General features: G+C 73.3%; 21 protein-coding genes. 15 read left to right on the top strand and 6 right to left on the bottom strand.

Annotation, left to right across the window (positions count from 1 at the left end; genetic code table 11):
- Nucleotides 1-524: 524 nt before the first annotated feature.
- A complete protein-coding gene (locus EES41_RS22250; protein WP_073794708.1) occupies nt 525-1130 on the bottom strand; it encodes a hypothetical protein in 606 nt (201 codons plus the stop codon).
- Between the two features lie 231 nt (nt 1131-1361).
- On the opposite strand from EES41_RS22250, the gene purN reads away from it, so the two are divergent.
- Entirely contained in the window at nt 1362-1985 is a 624-nt protein-coding gene (purN, locus tag EES41_RS22255; protein WP_123080011.1) for a phosphoribosylglycinamide formyltransferase, read from the top strand.
- A complete protein-coding gene (gene purH / locus EES41_RS22260; RefSeq protein WP_123080012.1) occupies nt 1982-3574 on the top strand; it encodes a bifunctional phosphoribosylaminoimidazolecarboxamide formyltransferase/IMP cyclohydrolase in 1593 nt (530 codons plus the stop codon). Before purN ends, purH begins: the two co-directional genes overlap by 4 nt.
- An 81-nt stretch (nt 3575-3655) precedes the next feature.
- Here the strand turns inward: purH and EES41_RS22265 are convergent, their stop codons facing one another.
- Nucleotides 3656-4333 carry a hypothetical protein gene (locus EES41_RS22265; protein WP_123080013.1) on the bottom strand — a complete coding sequence of 226 codons (678 nt, stop codon included), beginning with the start codon at nt 4331-4333 and terminating at the stop codon, nt 3656-3658.
- Between the two features lie 246 nt (nt 4334-4579).
- Here EES41_RS22265 and EES41_RS22270 point away from each other — a divergent pair, with 246 nt between their 5' ends.
- The 6 genes from EES41_RS22270 to EES41_RS22295 all read left to right on the top strand — a co-directional run bounded on the left by EES41_RS22270 (nt 4580) and on the right by EES41_RS22295 (nt 10574).
- Nucleotides 4580-5446 (top strand): bifunctional methylenetetrahydrofolate dehydrogenase/methenyltetrahydrofolate cyclohydrolase, encoded by an 867-nt coding sequence (locus EES41_RS22270; protein ID WP_123080014.1) that lies wholly within the window; start codon nt 4580-4582, stop codon nt 5444-5446.
- A complete protein-coding gene (locus EES41_RS22275; RefSeq protein WP_123080015.1) occupies nt 5436-6128 on the top strand; it encodes a DUF3017 domain-containing protein in 693 nt (230 codons plus the stop codon). The genes EES41_RS22270 and EES41_RS22275 overlap by 11 nt, the downstream gene beginning before the upstream one ends.
- A 192-nt stretch (nt 6129-6320) precedes the next feature.
- Nucleotides 6321-7310, top strand: coding sequence for a malate dehydrogenase (locus EES41_RS22280; RefSeq protein ID WP_123080016.1), 990 nt, complete (start codon nt 6321-6323; stop codon nt 7308-7310).
- Between the two features lie 101 nt (nt 7311-7411).
- Complete coding sequence (locus EES41_RS22285; protein WP_123080017.1) at nt 7412-9136, top strand: hypothetical protein; 1725 nt, start codon at nt 7412-7414, stop codon at nt 9134-9136.
- Complete coding sequence (locus tag EES41_RS22290; protein ID WP_164495909.1) at nt 9120-9539, top strand: hypothetical protein; 420 nt, start codon at nt 9120-9122, stop codon at nt 9537-9539. Before EES41_RS22285 ends, EES41_RS22290 begins: the two co-directional genes overlap by 17 nt.
- Nucleotides 9540-9542: 3 nt before the next feature.
- Nucleotides 9543-10574 (top strand): hypothetical protein, encoded by a 1032-nt coding sequence (locus tag EES41_RS22295; protein WP_164495910.1) that lies wholly within the window; start codon nt 9543-9545, stop codon nt 10572-10574.
- A gap of 50 nt (nt 10575-10624) precedes the next feature.
- Here EES41_RS22295 and EES41_RS22300 read toward each other — a convergent pair whose 3' ends face one another.
- Nucleotides 10625-11128: a carboxymuconolactone decarboxylase family protein gene (locus EES41_RS22300; RefSeq protein ID WP_123082628.1), complete on the bottom strand. Its 504-nt coding sequence runs from the start codon at nt 11126-11128 to the stop codon at nt 10625-10627.
- A gap of 46 nt (nt 11129-11174) precedes the next feature.
- On the opposite strand from EES41_RS22300, the gene EES41_RS22305 reads away from it, so the two are divergent.
- The gene (locus EES41_RS22305) at nt 11175-12584 is read left to right on the top strand and encodes a PLP-dependent aminotransferase family protein (protein WP_123080020.1); all 1410 of its coding nucleotides are present in this window, start codon (nt 11175-11177) and stop codon (nt 12582-12584) included.
- A gap of 372 nt (nt 12585-12956) precedes the next feature.
- Here the strand turns inward: EES41_RS22305 and EES41_RS22310 are convergent, their stop codons facing one another.
- A complete protein-coding gene (locus EES41_RS22310; protein WP_123080021.1) occupies nt 12957-13787 on the bottom strand; it encodes a hypothetical protein in 831 nt (276 codons plus the stop codon).
- 120 nt (nt 13788-13907) lie between these two features.
- On the opposite strand from EES41_RS22310, the gene EES41_RS22315 reads away from it, so the two are divergent.
- The gene (locus EES41_RS22315; protein ID WP_123080022.1) at nt 13908-14216 is read left to right on the top strand and encodes a hypothetical protein; all 309 of its coding nucleotides are present in this window, start codon (nt 13908-13910) and stop codon (nt 14214-14216) included.
- 15 nt (nt 14217-14231) lie between these two features.
- The gene (locus EES41_RS22320) at nt 14232-15422 is read left to right on the top strand and encodes a glutathionylspermidine synthase family protein (protein WP_123080023.1); all 1191 of its coding nucleotides are present in this window, start codon (nt 14232-14234) and stop codon (nt 15420-15422) included.
- Between the two features lie 9 nt (nt 15423-15431).
- Here EES41_RS22320 and rocD read toward each other — a convergent pair whose 3' ends face one another.
- Nucleotides 15432-16637 carry an ornithine--oxo-acid transaminase gene (rocD, locus tag EES41_RS22325; protein ID WP_123080024.1) on the bottom strand — a complete coding sequence of 402 codons (1206 nt, stop codon included), beginning with the start codon at nt 16635-16637 and terminating at the stop codon, nt 15432-15434.
- A gap of 236 nt (nt 16638-16873) precedes the next feature.
- Between rocD and glyA the strand changes: the two genes are divergently transcribed.
- The 4 genes from glyA (at nt 16874) to EES41_RS22345 (ending at nt 21299) form a co-directional block, all read left to right on the top strand.
- The gene (glyA, locus tag EES41_RS22330) at nt 16874-18145 is read left to right on the top strand and encodes a serine hydroxymethyltransferase (RefSeq protein ID WP_123080025.1); all 1272 of its coding nucleotides are present in this window, start codon (nt 16874-16876) and stop codon (nt 18143-18145) included.
- A gap of 150 nt (nt 18146-18295) precedes the next feature.
- Nucleotides 18296-19309 (top strand): tryptophan--tRNA ligase, encoded by a 1014-nt coding sequence (gene trpS, locus EES41_RS22335; RefSeq protein ID WP_008744016.1) that lies wholly within the window; start codon nt 18296-18298, stop codon nt 19307-19309.
- A 247-nt stretch (nt 19310-19556) separates the two neighbouring features.
- Nucleotides 19557-20153: a 2'-5' RNA ligase family protein gene (locus tag EES41_RS22340; protein ID WP_073773728.1), complete on the top strand. Its 597-nt coding sequence runs from the start codon at nt 19557-19559 to the stop codon at nt 20151-20153.
- 180 nt (nt 20154-20333) lie between these two features.
- Nucleotides 20334-21299, top strand: a complete 966-nt coding sequence (locus EES41_RS22345) for a YihY/virulence factor BrkB family protein (protein WP_123080026.1) — start codon at nt 20334-20336, stop codon at nt 21297-21299.
- Between the two features lie 158 nt (nt 21300-21457).
- On the opposite strand, the gene EES41_RS22355 is transcribed toward EES41_RS22345, so the two are convergent.
- Nucleotides 21458-22732, bottom strand: a complete 1275-nt coding sequence (locus tag EES41_RS22355; protein ID WP_254211540.1) for a D-alanyl-D-alanine carboxypeptidase family protein — start codon at nt 22730-22732, stop codon at nt 21458-21460.
- Between the last annotated feature and the right edge of the window lie 63 nt (nt 22733-22795).

Here is a 22795-nt window from a genome sequence, read left to right on the forward strand (position 1 = left end):
GTCCTCAATCGCCGGACGGGCTGGGTGGGGTGGGGTCGGCGTCCATGCCGGGTGCGGCGCCGTTGCCGGGGGCCAGCCCCCGGACCCCCGGTCCTCAAACGCCGGACGGGCTGGAGGGAGCCGGCGGCGGGGCCGGGTTTTCAGCCCCGCCGGCGTTTGAGGCGCGGGTCTGGGCGGAGCCCAGGGAACGGGGGAAGGGCGGGTAGGGGACAGCCCCGCAGGGCAGAGCCTGCGGGGCTGTCCCGCCGCGCGGCGGCCGGACCTCGGGTGGCCGGGGGCTTGGCGGGCGAGTCGTACGGCCCCCCGCCCGGCCAGGGACTTGGCGGGCAAGGGCGGGGGCCGGACCTCGGGTGGCCGGGGACTCGGCGGGCAAGCCGTACGGCCTCCCGTCCGGGCGGGGGCTTGGCGGGCGAGTCGTGCGGCCCCCCCCCGTCCGGGCGGGGGGTTGGTGGGCGAGTCGTGCGGCCCCCCCGTCCGGGCGGGGGGTTGGTGGGCTACGCGTGCGGCCCCCCGTCCGGGCCGGGTTAGCGGCGGGATTTGAGGACGGTGCCGATGGGGTTGTCGGGGAGGAGGGTGTTGCACTGGAGTTCCGCCGTCTTGGTGAGGGCGTCGTCGCGGCAGACGTAGAAGTCCTTGTACGCCAGCTGCACGGCGTACGAGCTCGCCGCCAGCAGGATCGCCAGTGACGCCGTCACCAGCCCGCTGATCGCCGCCGTCCGCTGCGGACGGGCGGCCGGGCCGAGGGCCGCGAGGCCGGACGGCGGCGGCGGGGTGCCGTCCGTCGGGGCGGGGGCGGCCGGGCGGCCGCGCAGGGCGGTGATGCCCCAGTAGAGCGCGAGCGCGCCCAGCAGGAGCCCCATCGACGGGATCCCGAAGATCCCGAAGAAGAAGCCCCACATGCCCGACAGCATCGCGTACCGCGCGCGCCGCTGGACCGGGTCCGTCGGGTCCCAGCGCGCGGGGCCGCCGCCGCTGCCGCCGTCGGGGTCCACGCCCCGGCGGTCGCGGTCGCCGTCGCGCCCGTCGCCGCCGCCGTCGCGGGGCTCCCACGGCTGGTCGGGCCGGCCTTCGGGGGGCGCCGCGAAGGGGTTGTCGTCGGTCGAGGGGTCGGGCTGACGGCGGTCCGGCATCGAGTGCGTTACTTCCCCTGTGTCGTGGACGCGGCATGCGGCGCGGGGCATCGCGCCGCACCGTTTGCGGCTTGTACGCCAGACGCTACCCCTCGGCCGTCCCCCCGTCCCTCGGGGGCCGTCCGGTGAGCCGGTATCGTTGCTGCCGGTCGGAGGCTTCGTATGGTTCCCCGTATATCGGTGCCCCGGAGTTTCGTACGATCACACTAAGCGAACAAGAAAGGGCCTCCCATGGCCGTCTCCCGCCTGGTCGTGCTGGTCTCCGGGTCCGGCACCAACCTCCAGGCCCTGCTCGATGCCATCGCCGCCCACCCCGGCGGCCCCGAGGGCTTCGGTGCGGAGGTCGTCGCCGTCGGTGCCGACCGCGAGGACATCGCCGGTCTGGAGCGCGCCGAGAAGGCCGGGATCCCCACTTTCGTGTGTCCGGTCAAGGGATACGCGACCCGCGAGGAGTGGGACGCGGCCCTGACGGGCGCGACCGCCGCCCACGAGCCGGACCTGGTGGTCTCCGCCGGGTTCATGAAGATCGTGGGCAAGGCCTTCATCGACCGCTTCGGCGGCCGGTTCATCAACACCCACCCCGCCCTGCTCCCCGCCTTCCCGGGGGCGCACGGCGTACGGGACGCGCTCGCCTACGGCGCGAAGGTCACCGGCTGCACCGTCCATTTCGTGGACGGCGGCGTGGACACCGGTCCGATCATCGCCCAGGGTGTGGTCGAGATCCGGGACGGGGAAGACGAAGCCGCTCTCCATGAGCGCATCAAGGAAGTCGAGCGCACCCTGCTCGTCGACGTCGTGGGGCGCCTGGCCCGGCACGGCTACCGCATTGAGGGACGAAAGGTAACAATCCAGTGACCGCCGTAGAGAGCGTTGCGAGCAACGACCCGACCACGACCCAGCGGCCGATCCGGCGTGCGCTCATCAGCGTCTACGACAAGACGGGACTGGAAGAGCTGGCCCGCGGCCTGCACGGGGCGGGCGTCGCGCTCGTCTCCACCGGCTCCACCGCCTCGAAGATCGCCGCCGCCGGAGTGCCCGTCACCAAGGTCGAGGAGCTCACCGGCTTCCCCGAGTGCCTGGACGGCCGGGTCAAGACCCTGCACCCGCGCGTGCACGCCGGCATCCTCGCCGACCTGCGCCTGGAGGACCACCGCAACCAGCTCGCCGAGCTGGGCGTGGAGCCCTTCGACCTGGTGGTCGTCAACCTGTACCCCTTCCTCGCGACCGTCCAGTCGGGCGCCACCCCCGACGAGTGCGTCGAGCAGATCGACATCGGCGGCCCCTCGATGGTCCGCGCGGCCGCCAAGAACCACCCCTCGGTCGCCGTCGTGACCAGCCCGGACCGCTACGCCGACGTGATCGCCGCGGCCCAGGGCGGCGGCTTCGACCTCACCGCCCGCAAGCGGCTCGCGGCCGAGGCCTTCCAGCACACCGCCGCCTACGACGTCGCCGTGGCCTCCTGGTTCACCAACACGTACGCCCCGGAGCCCGAGGCGGTCCTGCCCGAGTTCCTGGCCGGCGCCTGGGACCGCAAGTCCACCCTCCGCTACGGCGAGAACCCGCACCAGGCCGCCGCGCTCTACACGGACGGGCAGCCGGGCGGGCTCGCCAACGCCGAGCAGCTGCACGGCAAGGAGATGTCCTTCAACAACTACGTGGACACCGAGGCGGCGCGCCGTGCCGCCTACGACCACGAGGACCCCTGCGTCGCGATCATCAAGCACGCCAACCCCTGCGGCATCGCGATCGGCGCGGACGTCGCCGAGGCGCACCGCAAGGCGCACGCCTGTGACCCGCTGTCGGCGTTCGGCGGCGTCATCGCCGTCAACCGCCCGGTGACCGTCGAGCTCGCCGAGCAGGTCGCGGAGATCTTCACCGAGGTCATCGCCGCCCCGGCGTACGAGGACGGCGCGGTCGAGGTCCTGGCGAAGAAGAAGAACATCCGCGTGCTGAAGGTGGACGGCACCCCGCACCAGCCGGGCGACCTGAAGCCGATCTCGGGCGGTGTGCTGCTCCAGCACTCCGACGTCTTCCAGGCCGAGGGCGACGACCCGGCGAACTGGACCCTCGCCACCGGCGAGGCCCTCTCCCCGGAGCAGCTCGCCGAGCTCGCGTTCGCGTGGAGGGCCTGCCGGGCCGTCAAGTCCAACGCGATCCTGCTCGCCAAGGGCGGCGCCTCGGTCGGCGTCGGCATGGGCCAGGTCAACCGCGTCGACTCGGCGAAGCTCGCCGTCGAGCGGGCCGGCGCCGAGCGCGCGCAGGGCTCGTACGCCGCGTCCGACGCCTTCTTCCCCTTCCCGGACGGGCTGGAGATCCTGACCGCCGCGGGCATCAAGGCCGTGGTCCAGCCGGGTGGTTCGGTCCGTGACGAGCAGGTCGTCGAGGCCGCGAAGGCGGCCGGCGTGACCATGTACTTCACGGGGACGCGGCACTTCTTCCACTGAGTTCCCCGGGCCCCGGCCCACTGACGGCGAAGGCCGCGTCCCGCACCGCTGCGGGACGCGGCCTTCGCCGTGAACGCGGTGCTACGGGGTCCAGTGGCGCGGGCGATTGAACCAGGCGGTCGCCGAGCCGGTCACCATCGAGCCGAAGATGATGCCGCTGACGGTGAGGCCGATGGCGACGCCGACGAGGGCGCCGACGAGGGGCACGGTCGCCGCCGCGCCGTCGTGGGCGGAGGAACCGGCGGCGATCACGGTCGCCACGTTGGCCAGGCTGCCCAGCACGCCGAGGCCGCCGTAGACGGCCGTCAGGACGCGCACCGGGGTGGCGCCCTTGCCGAGCCGGACGCCCAGGACGAGGGGCGCGAGCGCGAAGAGCAGGAGGACGACGCCCACGACGGCGGCGCCGCCGCCCAGCATGCCCGTGACGTCGGAGTTCTCCGAGCCGGCGACCAGAGCGCCGATGACGATGATCAGGAGCGCGCCGAGCAGCTGGAACCCGCCGATGACGAACAGCAGGACCCGGGCCGTCTTCATCAGGCCCGGCATCTGCGCCGGCGCGCCCGGGAAACCGGCCGGGTAGCCGCCGCCGGGGTACCCCGGGTAGGCCTGCGGAGGCTGCTGCTGCGGGTAGCCGTAGCCCTGCGGCGGGATGCCCTGGGGGGCTTGCTGAGGGACCTGCTGGGGGGCCTGCGGCGGATAGCCGTAGCCGGGCTGGCCCTGCTGCGATCCGTACGGATTGTGGGGGTCGCCGAAGCTCATGTGGGGTGTCCCTCCGTGGAAGTGCGGGGACGCACGGCACGGCACGGAGGCTTCGCTGCGTGTTCTGCGGCCGCCCCCCGGCACTGCCCGCGGCACTCTGTGACCGTCATCGTGATCGCCGCGCGCGCGACTTGTCCAGCCGCAGCGCACACGGACGGTCACTTGTTGTGCAAGCGCAATGAATCCGCGGGGCCGGTGGAGCCCCGCGAGTGGAACCGGGGCCGCCCCATCCGGGAGGATGGGGGTATGACCGCCCAGATTCTCGATGGCAAGGCCACGGCAGCCGCGATCAAGTCCGAACTGACCGCCCGGGTGGCGGACCTCAAGGCGCGGGGTGTCACCCCCGGCCTCGGCACCCTGCTGGTCGGTGACGATCCGGGCAGCCGCTGGTACGTCAACGGCAAGCACAAGGACTGCGCCGAGGTGGGCATCGCCTCCATCCAGCGCGAACTGCCCGCCACCGCCTCCCAGGAGGACATCGAGGCGGTCGTACGGGAACTCAACGAGAACCCGGAGTGCACGGGTTACATCGTCCAACTCCCGCTCCCCAAGGGCATCGACACCAACCGGGTGCTGGAACTGATGGCCCCGGAGAAGGACGCCGACGGCCTGCACCCCATGTCGCTCGGCCGGCTGGTGCTGAACGAGCCGGGACCGCTGCCGTGCACTCCGTACGGGATCGTCGAGCTGCTGCGCCACCACGGTGTCGAGATCAACGGCGCGCACGTCGTCGTCCTCGGCCGCGGCATCACCGTCGGGCGCTCCATCGGGCTGCTGCTGACCCGCAAGTCCGAGAACGCCACCGTCACGCTGTGCCATACGGGAACGCGCGACCTGTCGGGGCTGCTGCGCCAGGCGGACGTCATCGTCGCCGCGGCCGGGGTTCCCCACCTGGTCAAGCCGGAGGACGTGAAGCCGGGCGCGGCCGTGCTCGACGTCGGTGTCAGCCGCGACGAGAACGGCAAGATCGTCGGCGATGTCCACCCCGGTGTCGCGGCGGTGGCCGGCTGGATCTCCCCGAACCCCGGCGGTGTCGGCCCGATGACCCGGGCGCAGCTGCTGGTCAACGTCGTGGACGCGGCCGAACGGACGGCGACGACCAGTGCGGGCTGAGCGCGAGCACGCCGGTCCGGCGGGCGCGGCGAAGGCGGCGGGCGCGGCGAAGGGGCCCGGCGCGGCCAAGGGGTCGGGCGCGGCCGAGGGATCCGGCGCGGCCAAGGCGACGGGCGTGTCCGGCCCGGCTGCCGCGCCCGACGGCGCGGGCGCGCCCGAGGTGACGCCGGCCGCGAGCACCGCGCCGGCCGCGAGCACCGCGCCGGCCGCGACCACCGCGCCGGCCGCGACCACCGCGGCGGACGCGCCCGAGGTGACGACCGCGCCGGCCGCCGCCCCCGCCGCCAAGGCGGGGAGGGGGACCCGGCGGTTCCCCTCCATCACGCGGGACACCGCGCGCCCCGAGGGCGGCGGCCGCGCCGCACCGCGTGACGCGTCCGCTCCGGCCCGGCAGTGGCCCATGCTCAGCGTCCTCGCGGCCACCGCCGTCGGGCTGCTGGTCACCGCGGTCGGGCACCCCCGCATCGGCTGCCTGTTCATCGGCGTCGCGCTGATCGCGGCGGCGGTGCTGCGCCGCGTCCTGCCCTCGGTGGGCATGCTCGCGGTGCGCTCCCGCTTCACGGACATGGCCACGTACGGGGTGCTGGGCGTCGCGATCACCCTGCTCGCGCTGGTCATGCAACCGAAGCCGTGGCTGGACATCCCCTCGCTGGAGTCGACCGTCCACTTCAGCATTCGCTGAACGGGGCCCCGCGCGCCTTCGAACTCCCGGGCGACATGTGCCACGCACCACACGGACCCGGGGGTTAGCCCGTGCCGGGGTCGGATAGCCTGACGGGCGGATGTCTCTTCACGTCAAGACTTAATGGGGAGCGGCGTCCTCCAGCACATGGGGCAGGGACGCCCCACCGCCAGCTGTCTAACGGAGAAGGCCATGACCCGCACTCCCGTGAATGTCACCGTGACCGGCGCCGCCGGCCAGATCGGCTACGCGCTGCTCTTCCGCATCGCATCCGGTCACCTGCTCGGCGCGGACGTGCCGGTCAAGCTCCGTCTTCTGGAGATCCCCCAGGGCATGAAGGCCGCTGAGGGCACCGCCATGGAGCTCGACGACTGCGCCTTCCCGCTCCTCAAGGGCATCGACATCTTCGACGACCCGAACAAGGGCTTCGAGGGTGCCAACGTCGCGCTGCTCGTCGGCGCCCGCCCGCGCACCAAGGGCATGGAGCGCGGTGACCTGCTCTCCGCCAACGGCGGCATCTTCAAGCCGCAGGGCGCCGCGATCAACGCGCACGCCGCGGACGACATCAAGGTCCTGGTCGTGGGCAACCCGGCCAACACCAACGCGCTCATCGCGCAGGCCGCCGCCCCGGACGTCCCGGCCGAGCGCTTCACCGCGATGACCCGCCTGGACCACAACCGCGCGATCTCGCAGCTGGCCGCCAAGACCGGCGCCGCCGTCTCCGACATCAAGCGCCTCACCATCTGGGGCAACCACTCGGCGACCCAGTACCCGGACATCTTCCACGCGGAGATCGCCGGCAAGAACGCCGCCGAGGTCGTCAGCGACGAGCAGTGGCTGGCCGACACCTTCATCCCGACCGTCGCCAAGCGCGGCGCCGCGATCATCGAGGCCCGTGGCGCGTCCTCGGCCGCCTCGGCCGCCAACGCCGCCATCGACCACGTGCACACCTGGGTCACCGGTACCGCCGCGGGCGACTGGACCTCGATGGGCATCCCGTCGGACGGCTCCTACGGCGTCCCGGAGGGCATCATCTCCTCCTTCCCCGTCACCACCAAGGACGGCAAGTACGAGATCGTCCAGGGTCTGGACATCAACGAGTTCTCCCGCGCGCGCATCGACGCGTCCGTGGCGGAGCTCGTCGAGGAGCGCGACGCGGTGCGCGAGCTCGGCCTGATCTGATCCGTACGCGGACGAACGCCCAGCGCCCCGGCCCTCCCGGCCGGGGCGCTTTGGCGTGTTTACGCCTGTCGCGGGATGTAGGTGAAATCTAAGGTCGGGCGGTGACCGAGACCCCGATTCCCCCGCAGCCCACCGCCGGCGGGGACGATCCCCGCGACGGCCGCCCCCCGGTGCACCCGTCGGTCAGCGAGGCGGGCCGGTTGCTGTGCGCGGGCACCTACCTCGACGCCGCGTACCGCGATCGGGTGATCGAGGAGCTGTACGTCCACGAGGAGCGGATCGTCGCGCCCTCCTACGGGTTCGACGCCGCACGCGTCCTCGCCCACGCCCTGCGCGCCCGCCGCACCGAACTCGGCTGGGCGGCCGCCGTGCTCGGCGCCTGGTTCGCCGGCTCCCTGCTCACCAGCGGCGCCCTCGCGGTGCTCCTCTTCCCGTTCCTGCTGCTGAGCCTCGCGGACTGGCTGGGGAAACGGGGAGGCGCGGCGTTCCGCTTCATCTCCCTCCTGGTACGGGTCTACGGCTGGTGGACCCTCCTCGTCGTCCTGCTCTCGACCATAGGGACGATGCTGGCCCTGCTCGACGACGACGCCCTCGGCCCCGCGTTCACCCTCGGCCCCCTGCTGTTCGGCCAGGCCCTCGGCGCCCCCCTGGCGGGCCTCCCCCTGGTGTGGGTGCCGGCCGTCTTCGCCGCCGTGGTCACCGTCGTCGGACTACAGCGCGGGCACGTCGCGCGGACCATCGCGGGCGACCTCAACCCGCGCCGGTACGCCGACCCGGCCTCCGACCCCGCCGAGGCGGACACCGGCGTACGGTTCGCCCGGGTCCGCAGGCGCATCCGCGCCGAGCAGCACGCGCCGGTGATCATGTACGACATCAACGACCCGTTCTGCGGCGCCGGCGACGCCTACCAGCCCTGGCAGCTGTCCGTGGAACTGCGCCCGCGCGAGGACCTCGAACCCGGGCGGGAGCCGACGCCGGTCACCAACGCCCACATGGTGGAACGCATCGTGCCGCTGCTCCAGCGGCTGCGGGTGCCCTCGCCGCACGGCTCGCCCGAAGCCGAGGCCGCCGTACTGGACCGGATGCGCGAGCTGGCCATAGACGAGTGCGTGTTCCTGCCCGCCGGCGGGCTGCGGCACCGCGACGAAGCCCCGGCCGTGCAGCAGCGGTTCGCCACGCACCGGGCCGAGGCCATCGAGGAGGGCGGCGAGCGCCGCCGGCACTTCCTGCGGATCCGGGTGGGCGGCTGGGACGAGAACCTCGTCGTCACCGTCTTCGTACGCGTCCACACCCAGGGCGGCATGCTGATGCTGGAGGTGGCGCCGCACGTGCTGCTGCCCGTCCGCACGTCGTTCCACAACGCGGACGCCGACGCCGAGCGCTACGTCAACAACAACCGGTTCGGGAAGGTGGTCTCGGCCCTGCAGAACACGCCCGGCTCCTTCGCGCACTCGCTCGCCACCCTGAGCCGGGGCGGCGGCAGCTGGGGGCGGATCGCCAGCGGCGGCCACGGCGGCGCCCGGCCCGAGGGGCCCCGGGTGTCGGTGCGGGAACTCGCCGCGCAGGACAACGGGTCCCTGTTCCACCTCATGGACCTCGACCGGTACCTGAAGACGATTCAGGACCGGGTCGTCGGCGGTATTACCGTTGCCCTGCACGAAGCGGGCTGGCACACCGAGGAGTTCGCGCAGCGCGCCGTCCACGTCGCCGAGGGCGGGGTGTACATCAGGTCGATGGGCGACATCCACGACAGCGCGTTCAGCATCGGCGGCAGCGGGCATCACAACAGCGCACACAGGGGGAGAAGCCATGGCGGCGGCAGATAGCGGGACCTGGAGCGGGAGCGGGAGCGGGGGCGCGGGCGGGCCGGAGCCCACCCTGCGGGTGGAGGGAGGCGTCCACGGCAGCGCCTTCAGCATCGGCGGCAGCCACCACACCAACACCGTCCACCACGGCGGTACGGGGAGCCCGGCCGGGCCCGGCGCGGCGGAACTGCTGGAGGCGGTGCTCGACCTTCGCGCCGCGCTCGTACGGGCGCCCCGGGGCGCCGACCGGTCCGCGCTCGACGCCGAACTCGACGAGGTCGCGGGGGAGCTGGACGGGGCGGAGACGATCCGGCCCGGGCTGGCCACCCGGCTGCGCGAGGCGCTGGAGCGGTGGGCTCCGCTGGTGGAATCGGTGAACGCGGCCGCCGCGCTCGGCGCCCTGCTCGGCACTCTGGGAGGCTGAACCGTGGCTCCTGAACCGAGGCAGTCCGGCGAACCTCGCTGGGACGCGCACGCGCAGCGCTGGGTGTGGGAACCGGCCGCCGGGGCGGCGCCGGCCCCGCCGCAGGTGTACGGGCCGCCGCCGGTGATGCCTTCGGCGCCGCCGGTGTCGCCGGTCCCGCCGGGGCAGCCCGGGCCGGCCGGACAGGCGCCGGCCGGGCCGGTGTACGACCCGCTCGGGCCGGGGGCGCCGGGGGTGCCCGGGCTGCCGCCGTACACCCCGCCGGGGCAGCAGCCGCCGTACGTCTCCAACCCCCCGTACCTGCCGCCCGTACCGCCGGGGCCGCCGCTCTCGGGCGGGGCGCGCGAGCGGTGGCTGACGCCGGCGACGGTGGGCATCGCGGTGGCCGCCGTCCTGATCGGCGCCGGGGCGGTGTGGTTCATGGCCCGGGACACGGACGACGCGAACCGGGCCGGCGAGAAGAACGGGACGGTGGCCTCGGGAGCGCCGTCGTCGCCGGGCGGCACGCCCTCGGACGCGGCCTCGCCGACGCCCGGGGACTCGTCGTCGCCGGACAGCGGCGCGAGCGGCGGCCCGAGCGGCAGCCCGAGTCCTTCCGGCACCGGGGTGCACGAGACCAAGCAGGACCCGGCGGGCTTCACCATCGCCGTGCCGGCGGGCTGGGCGCGGGAAGAGGGCAAGGACGGGGTCTTCTACCGCTCCGCCGACCGGAGCGCGCTGCTCCAGATCTTCCGGGTCACCGAGGACGTCAGCCCGCTGGACACCGTCAAGGGGTCCTCCAGCCACCGGCGTTCCCAGACCTCGGGCTACGAGGAGATCCGCGTCGGCACCGTCCCCGGCGCCTCCGGGGCGGCTGAGCTGGTCTACGAGTACGACAACGCGGAGTCGCACGGCCGCCGCCGCTGCGTCGAGCGGGTCCTCTTCGGCCCGGACGGCAGCAAGTGGGCGGTGCTGACGGCGGGCCCGGCCGGGGAATGGGCCGCCACCCAGGACCACCACGCGGCGGCCCTGGCGGCGTTCCGGCCGGGCGGCTGACGGAGCGGCCGGCGGTGCGGCCGCGTGGTGCGGCCGCGTGGTGCGCCGGCTCAGTGCTTGAACATGCCCGGGGTGTAGTGCCCCGGCACCGAGCGGGAGGTCACGGCGAACCGGTTCCAGGCGTTGATCGTGGCGATCAGGGCGGTCAGCTGGGCCAGTTCGGCCTCCTCGAAGTGCTTGGCGGCCTTCTCGAACACCTCGTCGGGTACGAAACCCTCCGTCAGGACGGTGACGGCCTCGGTGAATTCGAGGGCCGCCAGCTCCTTCTCGGTGTAGAAGTGCCGGGACTCCTCCCAGGCGCCCAGCTGCACGATCCGCTCGACGCTCTCGCCCGCGGCGATGGCGTCCTTGGTGTGCATGTCCAGGCAGTACGCGCAGTGGTTGACCTGCGAGGCGCGGATCTTGACCAGTTCCGCGAGGGCCGGGTCGAGGCCCTTACGGGCCGCGATCTCCAGGGCCACCATGGCCTTGTAGACCTCGGGGGCGAGGGCGTGCCACTGCATCCGGGAGGGCTGCTCGGGGGCGTACGCGGGGGCTTCGTTCGTCGTCGTCATGTACCCAACGGTACGGGGAAGAAGCCCGGCGATATGGTCCATATCCATGACGGATTCCTGGGCCAATTTCGGCGCCGACCTGCATCTCGACCTTTCCGCCGGGCGCGGCCGGCGCGCCGGGCTCGTGGAGGCGCTGCGCGAGGCCGCGCGCAGCGGGCGGCTCGCACCCGGCACCCGGCTGCCGTCCTCGCGGTCGCTCGCGGTGGACCTCGGGATGGCGCGGAACACGGTCGCGGACGCGTACGCCGAGCTCGTCGCCGAGGGCTGGCTGACGGCCCGCCAGGGGTCGGGGACCCGGGTCGCCGAACGGGCCCGGCCGCGGCCGGGGAAGGCGGCCGGCGCGGCGCCGGTGCGCCGCCCGGAGCGGCGCGGGCCCTCGTACAGCCTGGTGCCCGGCACCCCGGACCTGAGCGGCTTTCCGCGCGCGGCCTGGCTGGCGGCCGCCCGGCGGGCGCTGACGCACGCGCCGAACGACGCGTTCGGGTACGGGAGGGACGCGCGCGGGCGGGTCGAGCTGCGGGAGGCGCTGGCCGAGTACCTGGCGCGGGTGCGGGGCGTGTACGCCGATCCGGAGCGGATCGTGCTGTGCGCGGGGTTCGTCCAGGGGCTGAAGCTGATGTCGGGGGTGCTGCGGGCGCGGCGGGTGCGGGAGGTGGCGGTCGAGGGGTACGGGCTGAACGTGCACCGGGACGTGCTGGCGGCGGCGGGGCTGCGGATGCGGCCGCTGCCGGTGGACGGGGCGGGGGCGCGGACGCAGGACCTGGCGGGCGCGGAGCCGGCGGGCGCCGTCCTGCTGACGCCGGCGCACCAGTTCCCGACGGGCGCCGCGCTGACGCCCGCGCGGCGGGCGGCGGCGGTCGACTGGGCCCGCAGGACGGGCGGGCTGATCCTGGAGGACGACTACGACGGGGAGTTCCGCTACGACCGGCAGCAGATCGGGGCGTTGCAGGGGCTGGACCCGGACCGGGTGGTGTACCTGGGCACCGCGAGCAAGGCGTTGGCGCCGGGGTTGCGGATGGGGTGGCTGGTGCTGCCGCCGGGGCTGGTGGAGGAGGTGCTGGCGGTGAAGGGGCGGGCCGAGTGGACGTCCAGCGCGCTGGACCAGCTGACGCTGGCCGAGTTCATCCGGTCGGGGGCGTACGACCGGCACGTGCGGGGGATGCGGCAGCGGTACTTCCGGCGGCGCGAGGCGTTGGTGGCGGCGGTGGGGGCGCGGGTGACGGCGGTGTCGGGGATCTCGGCGGGGCTGCACGCGGTGCTGGACCTCCCGGCGGGCACGGAGGGGCCCCTGGTGCAGGCGGCGGCCTGGCACTCGCTGTCCCTGACGGGGCTGTCGTACTACCGGCACCCGGAGGCGGACATGCCGCCGCGGGACGCGCTGGTGGTGGGCTACGGGACCCCGCCGGACAGCGCGTGGGGGGCGACGTTGGCGGCGCTGGCGGCGACGTTGCCGTAGCGGGGGGTTGGGGGTGGGGGGTTGGGGGCTGGGTCGGGGCCGGTGGCGGGGGTGGGGTGGGGTGTTGTCCGGGACTGCATGATTTATGGCGGCTGGGCGGGCGCTGTCGCCTTGCGGCTCCCTGTGCGCCACAAATCACGTTTTACGTCCCGGCCAACACCCCACCCCACCCCCGCCACCGGCCCCTGCTGTGCGTCCGGCCCCGCCTCATTTCAGCCTCGCCGGCGTTTGAGGCGCGGGGTCCGGGGCGGAGCCCCGGGGGCTTTCAGCCCGTCCGGCGTTTGAGGACCGGGTCCGGGCGGAGTCCGGGGAACGGTGGAAGGGCGGGGCGGGGAGGTGACCTCGCTTCGCGCCACCGGGCGGGGCCACGGATTACGCCGGGTCCGGGGCTCCGGCCGGGGGCGGGGGTTCGCCGAAGCGGGCCAGGGCGAGGGCTCCGGCCACGGAGACGGCGAAGCCGGTGACGGCCAGCCACGCCAGGCCCTCGCGCGGCCGGTCGCCGAGCCACGCGACCCCGACCAGCGCCGGGCCGACCGTCTCGCCCAGGACCAGCCCGGCCGTCGCCGCCGTCACCGAGCCCCGTTGCAGCGCCGAGGTGAGCAGCAGGAACGCCGCACCCCCGCCCAGCAGCAGCGCGTACACGGCCGGGTTGGTCAGCGAGAAGCCGTCGATGAGGCGTACGGAGACCTCCACCACCCCGAAGCCCGTGCCCGCCGCCAGGCCGAGGACGAGCGCCCGGGGGCCGTCCGGCAGCCGGCCCGCCGCCGCGCCGACGAGCAGGACCAGCACCGCCGCCGCCAGCAGCCCCAGCTTCAGCGCCGGCGACCCCTCCCCGGTGCCCTCCTCGCCGGACGCCAGTCCCAGCATCAGCAGCCCCGCGCAGACCACCCCCACCGCGCCCCATTCCGTCCCGCTCAGCCGCACCCGCAGCAGCCGTGACGCGGCCACCGCCGTCACCGCCAGGCTGGCCGCCATCGCCGCGCCCACCGCGTAGATCGGGATGTGGAGCAGGGCGATGATCTGGAGGGCGAAGCCGACCGCGTCCAGCCCGAGCCCGAGCAGGTACCGCCACTGGCGCAGCGCGCGCAGCATCAGCGCCGGGTCCACCCCCGACCCGGTGCCCGGCTCCGCCGCCCGCGCGGCCATCGCCTGGAAAACCGAGGCCGTGCCGAAGCAGACCGCCGCACCGAGCGCGCAAATCATCCCAAGCAGCACGAAGCGACTCTAGAACACCGGGATGAGGACGGCTGGATTCCGTCGGTGCGAGGCCCCGCTCTACTCTGTCCGCAGCACGCCGCCGCGCCGAGGGGGAGCCACACACACATGGACAGCACCAGTAGCAGCACCACCCGTCGCCGGATGCGCTCCGGCGGCGTCGCGCTCGGCGGCATGGGCCTGCTCGCCGCCACCCTCGTCGCCTGCGGCAGCAGTGACGAGCCCGACCGGCGCTGCGCCTCCCGCAGCACGCTGGACCACCTGAACAGCAAGGAGTGCAAGAGCGGCGGCCACGGCGCGTACTACTACGGGGGCAGGGTCAGCTCCGGCAAGGTCACCGGCGGCAGTTTCGACAAGTCCGCCGTCACCCGCGGCGGCATCGGCAACGGCGGCCACTCCGGCTCCGGCGGCGGCTGAGGGACTTACGGATCCATGAAGCGGCACACCATCGAGCCCCGCCCCGACTGGCAGCGGACCGTCGAGGAACAGGGGCTGATCTACCCCCTGACCCGCTACCCCGACGACTCCCTGCGCCCCTACTGGGACGAGAGCGCGTACTACTCCTTCTCGCTCCCGGAGGTCGAGGCGCTGGAGGGGGTCGTCGAGGAGCTGCACGCGATGTGCCTCGCCGCCGCCGCGCACATCGTGGAGCACGACCGCTTCGCGGACCTCGGCATCGAGGATCCGAAGCTCGCCGCGCTGATCGCCGAGTCCTGGCGCCGCCGCGCCGAACAGCCCTCGCTGTACGGGCGTTTCGACCTGCGCTACGACGGCCGCGGCCCGGCCAAGATGCTGGAGTACAACGCCGACACCCCCACCTCCCTGGTGGAGGCGGCGAGTCCGCAGTGGTTCTGGATGGAGGACCGTTTCCCCGGCGCCGACCAGTGGAACTCCCTGCACGAACGGCTCGTCGACGCCTGGCGCCGGCAGGCCGAGCTGCTCCCGCCCGGCCCGCTGCACTTCGCGCACTCCGAGACCGACGAGCTCGGCGAGGACCTGATGACGGTCGCCTACCTCCAGGAGACCGCGGACCAGGCCGGTCTCGAAACCCATGCCCTGTCCGTCGAGCAGATCGGCTGGGACAGCCTCTCCGGCCGCTTCGTCGACGAGCGGCTGCGCTTCATCCGCGCCTGCTTCAAGCTCTACCCGTGGGAGTGGCTGGCCGAGGACGAGTTCGGCCCCCAGGTGCTCGGCACCTACGACCACGGCGGCGGCTCCGGCACCACCCAGTGGATCGAGCCGCTGTGGAAGATGCTGCTCTCCAACAAGGCGCTGCTGGCGATCCTGTGGGAGCTCTTCCCCGAGCACCCGAACCTGCTGCCCGCCTACCTCGACGGCCCGCGCGAGCTCGCGGACACCACCGGCTACGCGGCCAAGCCGCTGCTGGGCCGCGAGGGCGCCGGGGTGACGCTGCACGAGGCCGGCGGGGAGGTGCCGTTCGTACCGGCCGAGGGGGAGGCGTACGTCTTCCAGGGGCTGGCACCGCTGCCCGACTTCGACGGCAACCGGGTCGTGCTCGGCGCGTGGGTCGTCGAGGAGGAGGCGGCGGGCCTCGGCATCAGGGAATCGGCGGGGCCGGTCACGGACGAGTACGCCCGCTTCCTGCCCCACGTCATCCTCTAGGGCTGTCGGCTAGCCGCCCAGCACCGACCGCAGCTGGTCGAGGCCCCAGTCCAGGTCCTCCTTGCTGATCACCAGCGGCGGGGCGATCCGGATCGTCGACCCGTGGGTGTCCTTCACCAGCACCCCGAGCTCCATCAGCTTCTCGGAGATCTCCCGGCCCGTGCCGCGCGAGGGGTCGATGTCGACGCCCGCCCACAGTCCGCGCCCGCGCACGGCGGTCACCGCGCCGCCGCCGACCAGCAGGTTCAGCTCCCGGTGCAGGTGGTCGCCGAGCTCGGCGGCGCGCTGCTGGAACTCGCCGGAGCGCAGCATCGCGACCACCTCCAGGGCGACGGCGCACGCGAGGGGGTTCCCGCCGAAGGTGGAGCCGTGCTCGCCGGGCTTGAACACGCCGAGGACGTCGCGGTCGGCGACCACCGCCGACACCGGCACGACACCGCCGCCCAGCGCCTTGCCCAGGATGTACACGTCAGGGACGACCCCCTCGTGCTCGCACGCGAAGGTCTTGCCGGTCCGTCCCAGCCCCGACTGGATCTCGTCCGCCATGAAGAGGACGTTCCGCTCGCGCGTCAGTTCCCGTACGCCCCGCAGGTATCCGGGCGGCGGTACGAGCACCCCCGCCTCGCCCTGGATCGGCTCCAGCAGCACCGCGACGGTGTTCTCGGTGACGGCGTGGGCGAGCGCGGTGAGGTCCCCGTACGGGACGATCTCGAACCCGGGGGTGTAGGGCCCGAAGTGGTCGCGGGCGTCGTGGTCCGTCGAGAAGCTCACGATGGTCGTCGTACGGCCGTGGAAGTTGTCGGCCGCGACCACGATCTTGGCGTGGCCGTCCGGGACGCCCTTGACCTCGTAGCCCCACTTGCGGGCGGTCTTCACCGCCGTCTCGACCGCCTCCGCGCCCGTGTTCATGGGCAGCACCATCTCCTTGCCGCACAGCTCGGCGAGCTGTGTGCAGAAGTCGGCGAAACGGTCGTGGTGGAAGGCGCGCGAGGTCAGCGTGACCCGCTCCAGCTGGGCCTTCGCGGCATCGATCAGGCGGCGGTTGCCGTGCCCGAAGTTGAGCGCCGAGTACCCGGCGAGCATGTCCAGGTAGCGCCTTCCCTCCACGTCGGTCATCCACGCGCCGTCCGCCGTCGCGACGACGACGGGCAGCGGGTGGTAGTTGTGCGCGCTGTGCGCGTCGGCGGAACGCATGGCATCAGCAGTTGTCGACACGGGGTCTCCGATCGTCCGTCAGGCCTGTGACGAGGGTGGCGTCACTGTCCATCCTCGCTCGTATACCGGACGGAGAAACCTTTCTCGTGGCGCGCCCGCTAAGGTGGTCGGTACGCACGGCGACTGGCGCACGGAGAACCAACTCCGGGGGAGTCGTGCGCGGACGACCGCACACAGGGCCGCTCGCCTGGGCCTCGCGGGGACGAGATGACGACATCGACCCCGGAGGAGCCGCCATGAGCGCGAACCACCACCACCCCGCCCTGCTCGCCACCGACCCCGAGCTGGCGTCCTTCATCGCCGCCGAGGAGACCCTGCAGGCGCAGACCCTGCGCCTGATCCCGAGCGAGAACTACGTGTCCGCGGCCGTGCTGGAGGCCTCCGGCACGGTGCTGCAGAACAAGTACAGCGAGGGCTACCCGGGCCGCCGTTACTACGAGGGCCAGCAGAACATCGACCGCGTCGAGGCGCTGGCCGTCGAGCGGGCGAAGGGCCTGTTCGGGGTGGACCACGCGAACGTGCAGCCGTACTCCGGCTCGCCCGCGAACCTGGCCGTGTACCTGGCGTTCGCGAAGCCGGGGGACACCGTGATGGGCATGGCCCTGCCGATGGGCGGGCACCTCACCCACGGCTGGGGGGTCTCGGCGACGGGCTCGTGGTTCCGGGGCGTCCAGTACGGCGTACGGGCCGACACCGGCCTGATCGACTACGACGCGGTGCGCGACCTGGCCCTCGCGGAGCGCCCGAAGATCATGTTCTGCGGCGGCACCGCCCTCCCGCGCACGATCGACTTCGCGGCGTTCGCGTCGATCGCGCGGGAGGCGGGCTCGGTCCTCGTCGCGGACGTGGCGCACATCGCCGGCCTGATCGCGGGCGGCGCCCACCCGTCGCCCGCAGCGCACGTGGACGTCGTGTCCACCACCACGCACAAGACCCTGCGGGGTCCGCGCGGCGCGATGCTGATGTGCCGGGAGGAGCACGCCAAGGCGATCGACAAGGCCGTCTTCCCGGGCTTGCAGGGCGGCCCGCACAACCAGACCACGGCGGGCATCGCGGTCGCGCTGCACGAGGCCGCGCAGCCCGCGTTCACGACGTACGCGCACGCGGTGGTGGCCAACGCGAAGGCCCTGGCCGAGGCGCTCCTCGCCCGCGGCTTCGACCTCGTCTCGGGCGGTACGGACAACCACCTGATCCTGATGGACCTGACCTCGCGGGGCGTGGCGGGCAAGATCGCGGCGAAGGCGCTGGACCGGGCCGGGATCGTGGTGAACTACAACACGGTGCCGTTCGACCCGCGCAAGCCGTTCGACCCGTCGGGGATCCGGATCGGCACGCCGTCGCTGACCTCCCGCGGTCTGGCCCCGGAGCACATGCCGGTGGTGGCGGAGTGGATCTCCCGGGCCGTCGACGCGGCGGCGAAGGGCGACGAGCCGGCGCTGGCCGTCGTCCGCGCCGAGGTCGGGGACCTGATGGCCGCCCACCCGGCCCCGGGCCTCCCGCTCGCCTGACGCCCCGGACGCCCGCGGGGCCGGAGGCGTCCGGCCCCTCGGGCGGGGCGCGGCGGGGTCCGCGCCCGCGCCCCGCGGCCCGCGACGGGGACCCCGCCACCGGTGCGCCGGTGGGCCCGAGCCCGCCCGCGCACCTGAGAGAATGGAGCCATGGCTTCTGATCGTCCTCGCGCGCTCTCCGGCATCCAGCCCACCTCCGGTTCGTTCCACCTCGGGAACTACCTCGGTGCCATCCGCCAGTACGTCGCCCTCCAGGAGACGCACGACGCGTTCTACATGGTCGTCGACCTGCACGCGATCACCATGCCGCAGGATCCGAAGGACCTGCGCGCGAACACCCGCCTCTCCGCCGCCCAGCTGCTCGCCGCCGGCCTGGACCCCGAGCGCTGCACGCTCTTCATCCAGAGCCACGTGCCCGAGCACGCGCAGCTCGGCTGGGTCATGAACTGCATCACCGGCTTCGGCGAGGCCAGCCGGATGACCCAGTTCAAGGACAAGTCCGCGAAGTCGGGCGCGAACAACGCCACCGTCGGCCTGTTCACGTACCCGATCCTCCAGGTCGCCGACATCCTCCTCTACCAGGCGAACGCCGTCCCGGTCGGCGAGGACCAGCGTCAGCACATCGAGCTGACCCGCGACCTCGCCGAGCGCTTCAACACGCGCTTCGGCAAGACCTTCACCCTGCCCGCCGCGCACATCGTCAAGGAGGTCGCGAAGATCTACGACCTCCAGGACCCGGCGATCAAGATGTCGAAGTCCGCGTCCTCGCCCAAGGGCCTGATCAACCTCCTCGACGAGCCCAAGGTCACCGAGAAGAAGATCAAGAGCGCGGTCACCGACACCGAGGCCGAGATCCGCTTCGACACCGAGAAGAAGCCCGGCGTCAGCAACCTGCTGACGATCTACTCCACCCTCACGGGCGAGACGATCGCCGCCCTGGAGGAGAGGTACGAGGGCAAGGGCTACGGCGCGCTGAAGACCGACCTGGCCGGTGTGATGGTCGATTTCGTCACACCGTTCAGGCAGCGGACCCAGGCGTACCTGGACGACCCCGAGACCCTGGACTCCATCCTCGCCAAGGGTGCGGAAAAGGCCCGCGCGGTCGCCGCCGAGACCCTGGCGCAGGCCTACGACCGGCTCGGATTCCTGCCCGCGAAGCACTGAGGCCGCACCGGCACCGCACCGGCGCGCCGCGGACGCCGCACCGGCGCGGCACCGGCGTGGCACCGGCGCGGCACCGGTACCGCACCGGTACCGCCCGGGCGCCGGAGCCCGCCGAAAGAGGCCTCTGGCGTCCCGGGGGTGCTGCCGCCACACTGAAGCGACAGCACCCCGGCGCGGAACCGACCGACCGCCCACCGGCCGCTGACCGACAGACCGACGGAACAGACTGACGACGGAGGAGACAGACGTGGGGACCGTAACGCTCGGCGTTTCGATCGCGGTCCCGGAGCCGTACGGCAGCCAGCTCCAGGAGCTGCGCGCAGGCTTCGGGGACGCCGCCGCGCACGGCATTCCCACGCACGTCACCCTCGTGCCGCCGACCGAGGTGGCCGCGGACCGGCTCCCGGAGATCCGCGCGCACCTCGCCGAGGTCGCGGGCGCCTTCCGCGCCTTCGCGATGAGGCTGGCCGGGACGGGAACCTTCCGCCCGCTCTCACCGGTCGTCTACGTCCGGATCGTCGAGGGCGCCCAGGGCTGCACCCGGCTCCAGCACCAGGTCCGCGACCCCGAGGGGCCGCTCGACCGCGAGCTGGCGTTCCCGTACCACCCGCACGTCACGGTCGCCCACGGGATCTCCGAGGAGGCGATGGACACGGCGTTCTCGACCCTCGCCGACTACGCCGCCGAGTGGGTCTGCGACGGCTTCGCGCTCTATGAGCAGGGCTCCGACGGGGTCTGGCGCAAGTTGCGTGAATACCCTTTCGGCGCGGGCCCCACGGGCGTCCCGGCGCAGCTGAACTCCCCCGCCGATGACGCGGCCGAGGCGACGATACGCCCCTCCTGAGGGTGTCGGAGCGGCCGCGAGGTCAGCGGCCGCAGCAGGGTCATCCGGGCACCGAACCTGATCCTCCGCAGGACCAGGGCATGGAACGGGCGAGCCGTCGGGCGAAAAGTCACAATCGACGACCGTAGTCCCCAAAAGCGACAATCCTTGCTATTTCCGGCAGCTCTTTTACGGGGACCCATGGACTGGCTGACGAAACTCCCGGTGATCGGCCCCGTGGCGGCCTCGCTGATGCGCACGCACGCGTGGCGTTCGTACGAGCGGCTCGACCGGGTGCACTGGACCCGGCTCGCCGCCGCGATCACCTTCATCAGCTTCCTCGCCCTCTTCCCGCTCATCACCGTCGCGGCCGCCGTCGGCGCGGCGCTGCTCAGCCAGGACCAGCTCGACAAGCTGGAGAAGAACCTCTCCCAGCAGGTCCCCGGGATCTCCGACCAGCTCGACATCAACGGCCTCGTCGCGAACGCGGGCACCGTCGGGCTCGTCGCAGGCGCCATCCTGCTGTTCGCCGGGATCTCCTGGGTCGGCGCGATGCGGGACTGCCTGCGCGCCGTGTGGGACAAGGACGACGAGGACCAGGGGAACCCCTTCGCGCGCAAGGGCAAGGACACGCTGGTGCTGCTGGGCCTCGGCGCCGCGGGGCTGGCCTCGGCGGCTGCCTCGATCATCGGCGCCAGCGCCGTCGGCAAGTTCGGCGGCTGGCTCGGCATCCCGCCGCACGGCGTCGGCGGCGGGGTGCTGCGGGCGGCCGCCTTCCTCGTCGGCGTGGTGGCCGCGTTCCTGCTCCTGCTCTACGTACTGACCCTGCTGCCCGGTGTCGAACCGTCGCGCGGCCGCCTGATCCAGGCGGCCCTCATCGGCGCGGCGGGCTTCGAGCTGCTCAAGCTGCTGCTGAGCGGCTACATGCGGGAGGTCGCGGCGAAGAGCATGTACGGGGCCTTCGGCGTGCCGATCGCCCTGCTGCTCTGGATCAACTTCACGGCGAAGCTGCTGCTGTACTGCTCGTCCTGGACCGCCACCGGGGACGAGGCGGCCCCGGCCGGGGCCGAGCGCCCCGAGGACGCCGGAGCCGATGGCCCCGAGAAGGCCGGGGCCGAGCGCCCCGAGGACGCCGGGTCCCCGGCCCAGAAGCTCCCGCCGAAGTAGGGCCTGTCTTTCGGATCATGCCGGGCTCGCGGGGCCTGGCACGCACGCTCGCCGCGTTGTCGTCGGTCGCCAACGCTCCGCGTTGACTCCCTCCTCCGCCTTGCGATCGCACGCACCAGGCCCCGCTCCCTGATCCGGCCCGATCCGAAAGACGGGCCCTAGGGCAGGAGGTCGGTGTCCGGGCCCCGGCCGCCGCGCGGGCGGCGCGGGCGGCGGCGGTTCGCGGCGAACACGCCGCCCGCCGCGACGGCCAGCGCCCCGCCCGCGATGCCGAGCGCGGTCCCCATGCCGCCGCCGGCGCCCTGGCCGGACGCCGCCGGGGTGTTCTCGTGGGACTGGGCGGGCGAGCCGTGCGAGGTGCCGTCCTCGCTCTTCGGCGACACCAGCTCACCCACCGGCTTCACCTTGCCCGCCGCCGCGAAGCCCCAGTCGAGGAGGTCGGCGGTCTCCTCGTAGACGGAGTTCAGGCCGCCGGAGTTCGGGTTCATCACCGTGACCAGCAGTGTCCTGCCGTCGCGCTGGGCCGCGCCGGTGAAGGTGGAGCCGGCCATCGTGGTGTTGCCGTTCTTCACCCCCGCGATGCCCTTGTACGGGGCGAGGCCGCCGGCGCCCGTCATCAGCCGGTTCGTGTTCTGGATCTCGAAGGAGTCGCGCGCCTTGCCGACCTCCTGGCTGCCGGGGAACTGCGCGCTCACCGTGCCGCAGTACTCCTTGAAGTCCTGCTTCTGCAGCCCGGAGCGGGCGATGAGGGTGAGGTCGTAGGCGCTGGAGACCTGCTCCGGCGCGTCGTACCCGTCGGGCGACACCACGTGCGTGTCGAGGGCCTGGAGCTCCTCGGCGTGCGCCTGCATGTCCTTGACGGTCTTCTCGATGCCGCCGTTCATGGCCGAAAGTACGTGCACGGCGTCGTTGCCGGAGCGCAGGAACACCCCGAGCCACAGGTCGTGGACGGAGTACTCGTAGTCCTCCTTGACCCCGACCAGGCTGGAACCCTGGCCGACGTCGGACACCTCCTCCTCCGTGACCTTGTGGACCTGGTCCTTGGGGAGGGTCGGCAGCACGGTGTCCGCGAAGAGCATCTTCATGGTGGAGGCCGGGGGCAGCCGCCAGTGCGCGTTGTGCGCGGCCAGGACCTCGCCGGAACCGGCGTCCGCCACGATCCACGAGCGCCCGGTGAGGCTCTCCGGCAGCGCGGGCGCGCCCGGCAGCAGGTTGACCTGGGTCCCCGGCTGGCCGAGCCGGGTCCCGCCGACGGCGGACATCGACACGGGTGGCGCCGGCGCCTGCTTGGCCCCGCCCTTGCCGTCGCGGGGCTTCGGGGTCGGGGCGGGCGCGGGGTGCGCGCGCGGCAGGGCGTGGGCGGGGGCCGTGAGCATGACGGGGACCAGCAGCGCGGCGGACAGGACCGTCAGCGCGGTCTTCTTGGCAGACACGCAGGTGAAAGTACATCCCGATGCTGTGGACGGCATCGCGGACCGGCCAACCCGCCGCAACCA

It is taken from the genome of Streptomyces sp. ADI95-16 (assembly GCF_003721495.1).
In the GTDB taxonomy this organism is placed as follows: Bacteria; Actinomycetota; Actinomycetes; order Streptomycetales; family Streptomycetaceae; genus Streptomyces; species Streptomyces goshikiensis.

Bases quoted from the DNA above. Each gene is read 5' to 3' on its own strand.
- EES41_RS22250 (WP_073794708.1), bottom strand. From the start codon at position 1,130: ATGCCGGACCGCCGTCAGCCCGACCCCTCGACCGACGACAACCCCTTC.
- purN (WP_123080011.1), top strand. From the start codon at position 1,362: ATGGCCGTCTCCCGCCTGGTCGTGCTGGTCTCCGGGTCCGGCACCAAC.
- EES41_RS22265 (WP_123080013.1), bottom strand. From the start codon at position 4,333: ATGAGCTTCGGCGACCCCCACAATCCGTACGGATCGCAGCAGGGCCAG.
- EES41_RS22270 (WP_123080014.1), top strand. From the start codon at position 4,580: ATGACCGCCCAGATTCTCGATGGCAAGGCCACGGCAGCCGCGATCAAG.
- EES41_RS22280 (WP_123080016.1), top strand. From the start codon at position 6,321: ATGACCCGCACTCCCGTGAATGTCACCGTGACCGGCGCCGCCGGCCAG.
- EES41_RS22290 (WP_164495909.1), top strand. From the start codon at position 9,120: ATGGCGGCGGCAGATAGCGGGACCTGGAGCGGGAGCGGGAGCGGGGGC.
- EES41_RS22300 (WP_123082628.1), bottom strand. From the start codon at position 11,128: ATGACGACGACGAACGAAGCCCCCGCGTACGCCCCCGAGCAGCCCTCC.
- EES41_RS22305 (WP_123080020.1), top strand. From the start codon at position 11,175: ATGACGGATTCCTGGGCCAATTTCGGCGCCGACCTGCATCTCGACCTT.
- EES41_RS22310 (WP_123080021.1), bottom strand. From the start codon at position 13,787: ATGATTTGCGCGCTCGGTGCGGCGGTCTGCTTCGGCACGGCCTCGGTT.
- EES41_RS22315 (WP_123080022.1), top strand. From the start codon at position 13,908: ATGGACAGCACCAGTAGCAGCACCACCCGTCGCCGGATGCGCTCCGGC.
- EES41_RS22320 (WP_123080023.1), top strand. From the start codon at position 14,232: ATGAAGCGGCACACCATCGAGCCCCGCCCCGACTGGCAGCGGACCGTC.
- glyA (WP_123080025.1), top strand. From the start codon at position 16,874: ATGAGCGCGAACCACCACCACCCCGCCCTGCTCGCCACCGACCCCGAG.
- trpS (WP_008744016.1), top strand. From the start codon at position 18,296: ATGGCTTCTGATCGTCCTCGCGCGCTCTCCGGCATCCAGCCCACCTCC.
- EES41_RS22345 (WP_123080026.1), top strand. From the start codon at position 20,334: ATGGACTGGCTGACGAAACTCCCGGTGATCGGCCCCGTGGCGGCCTCG.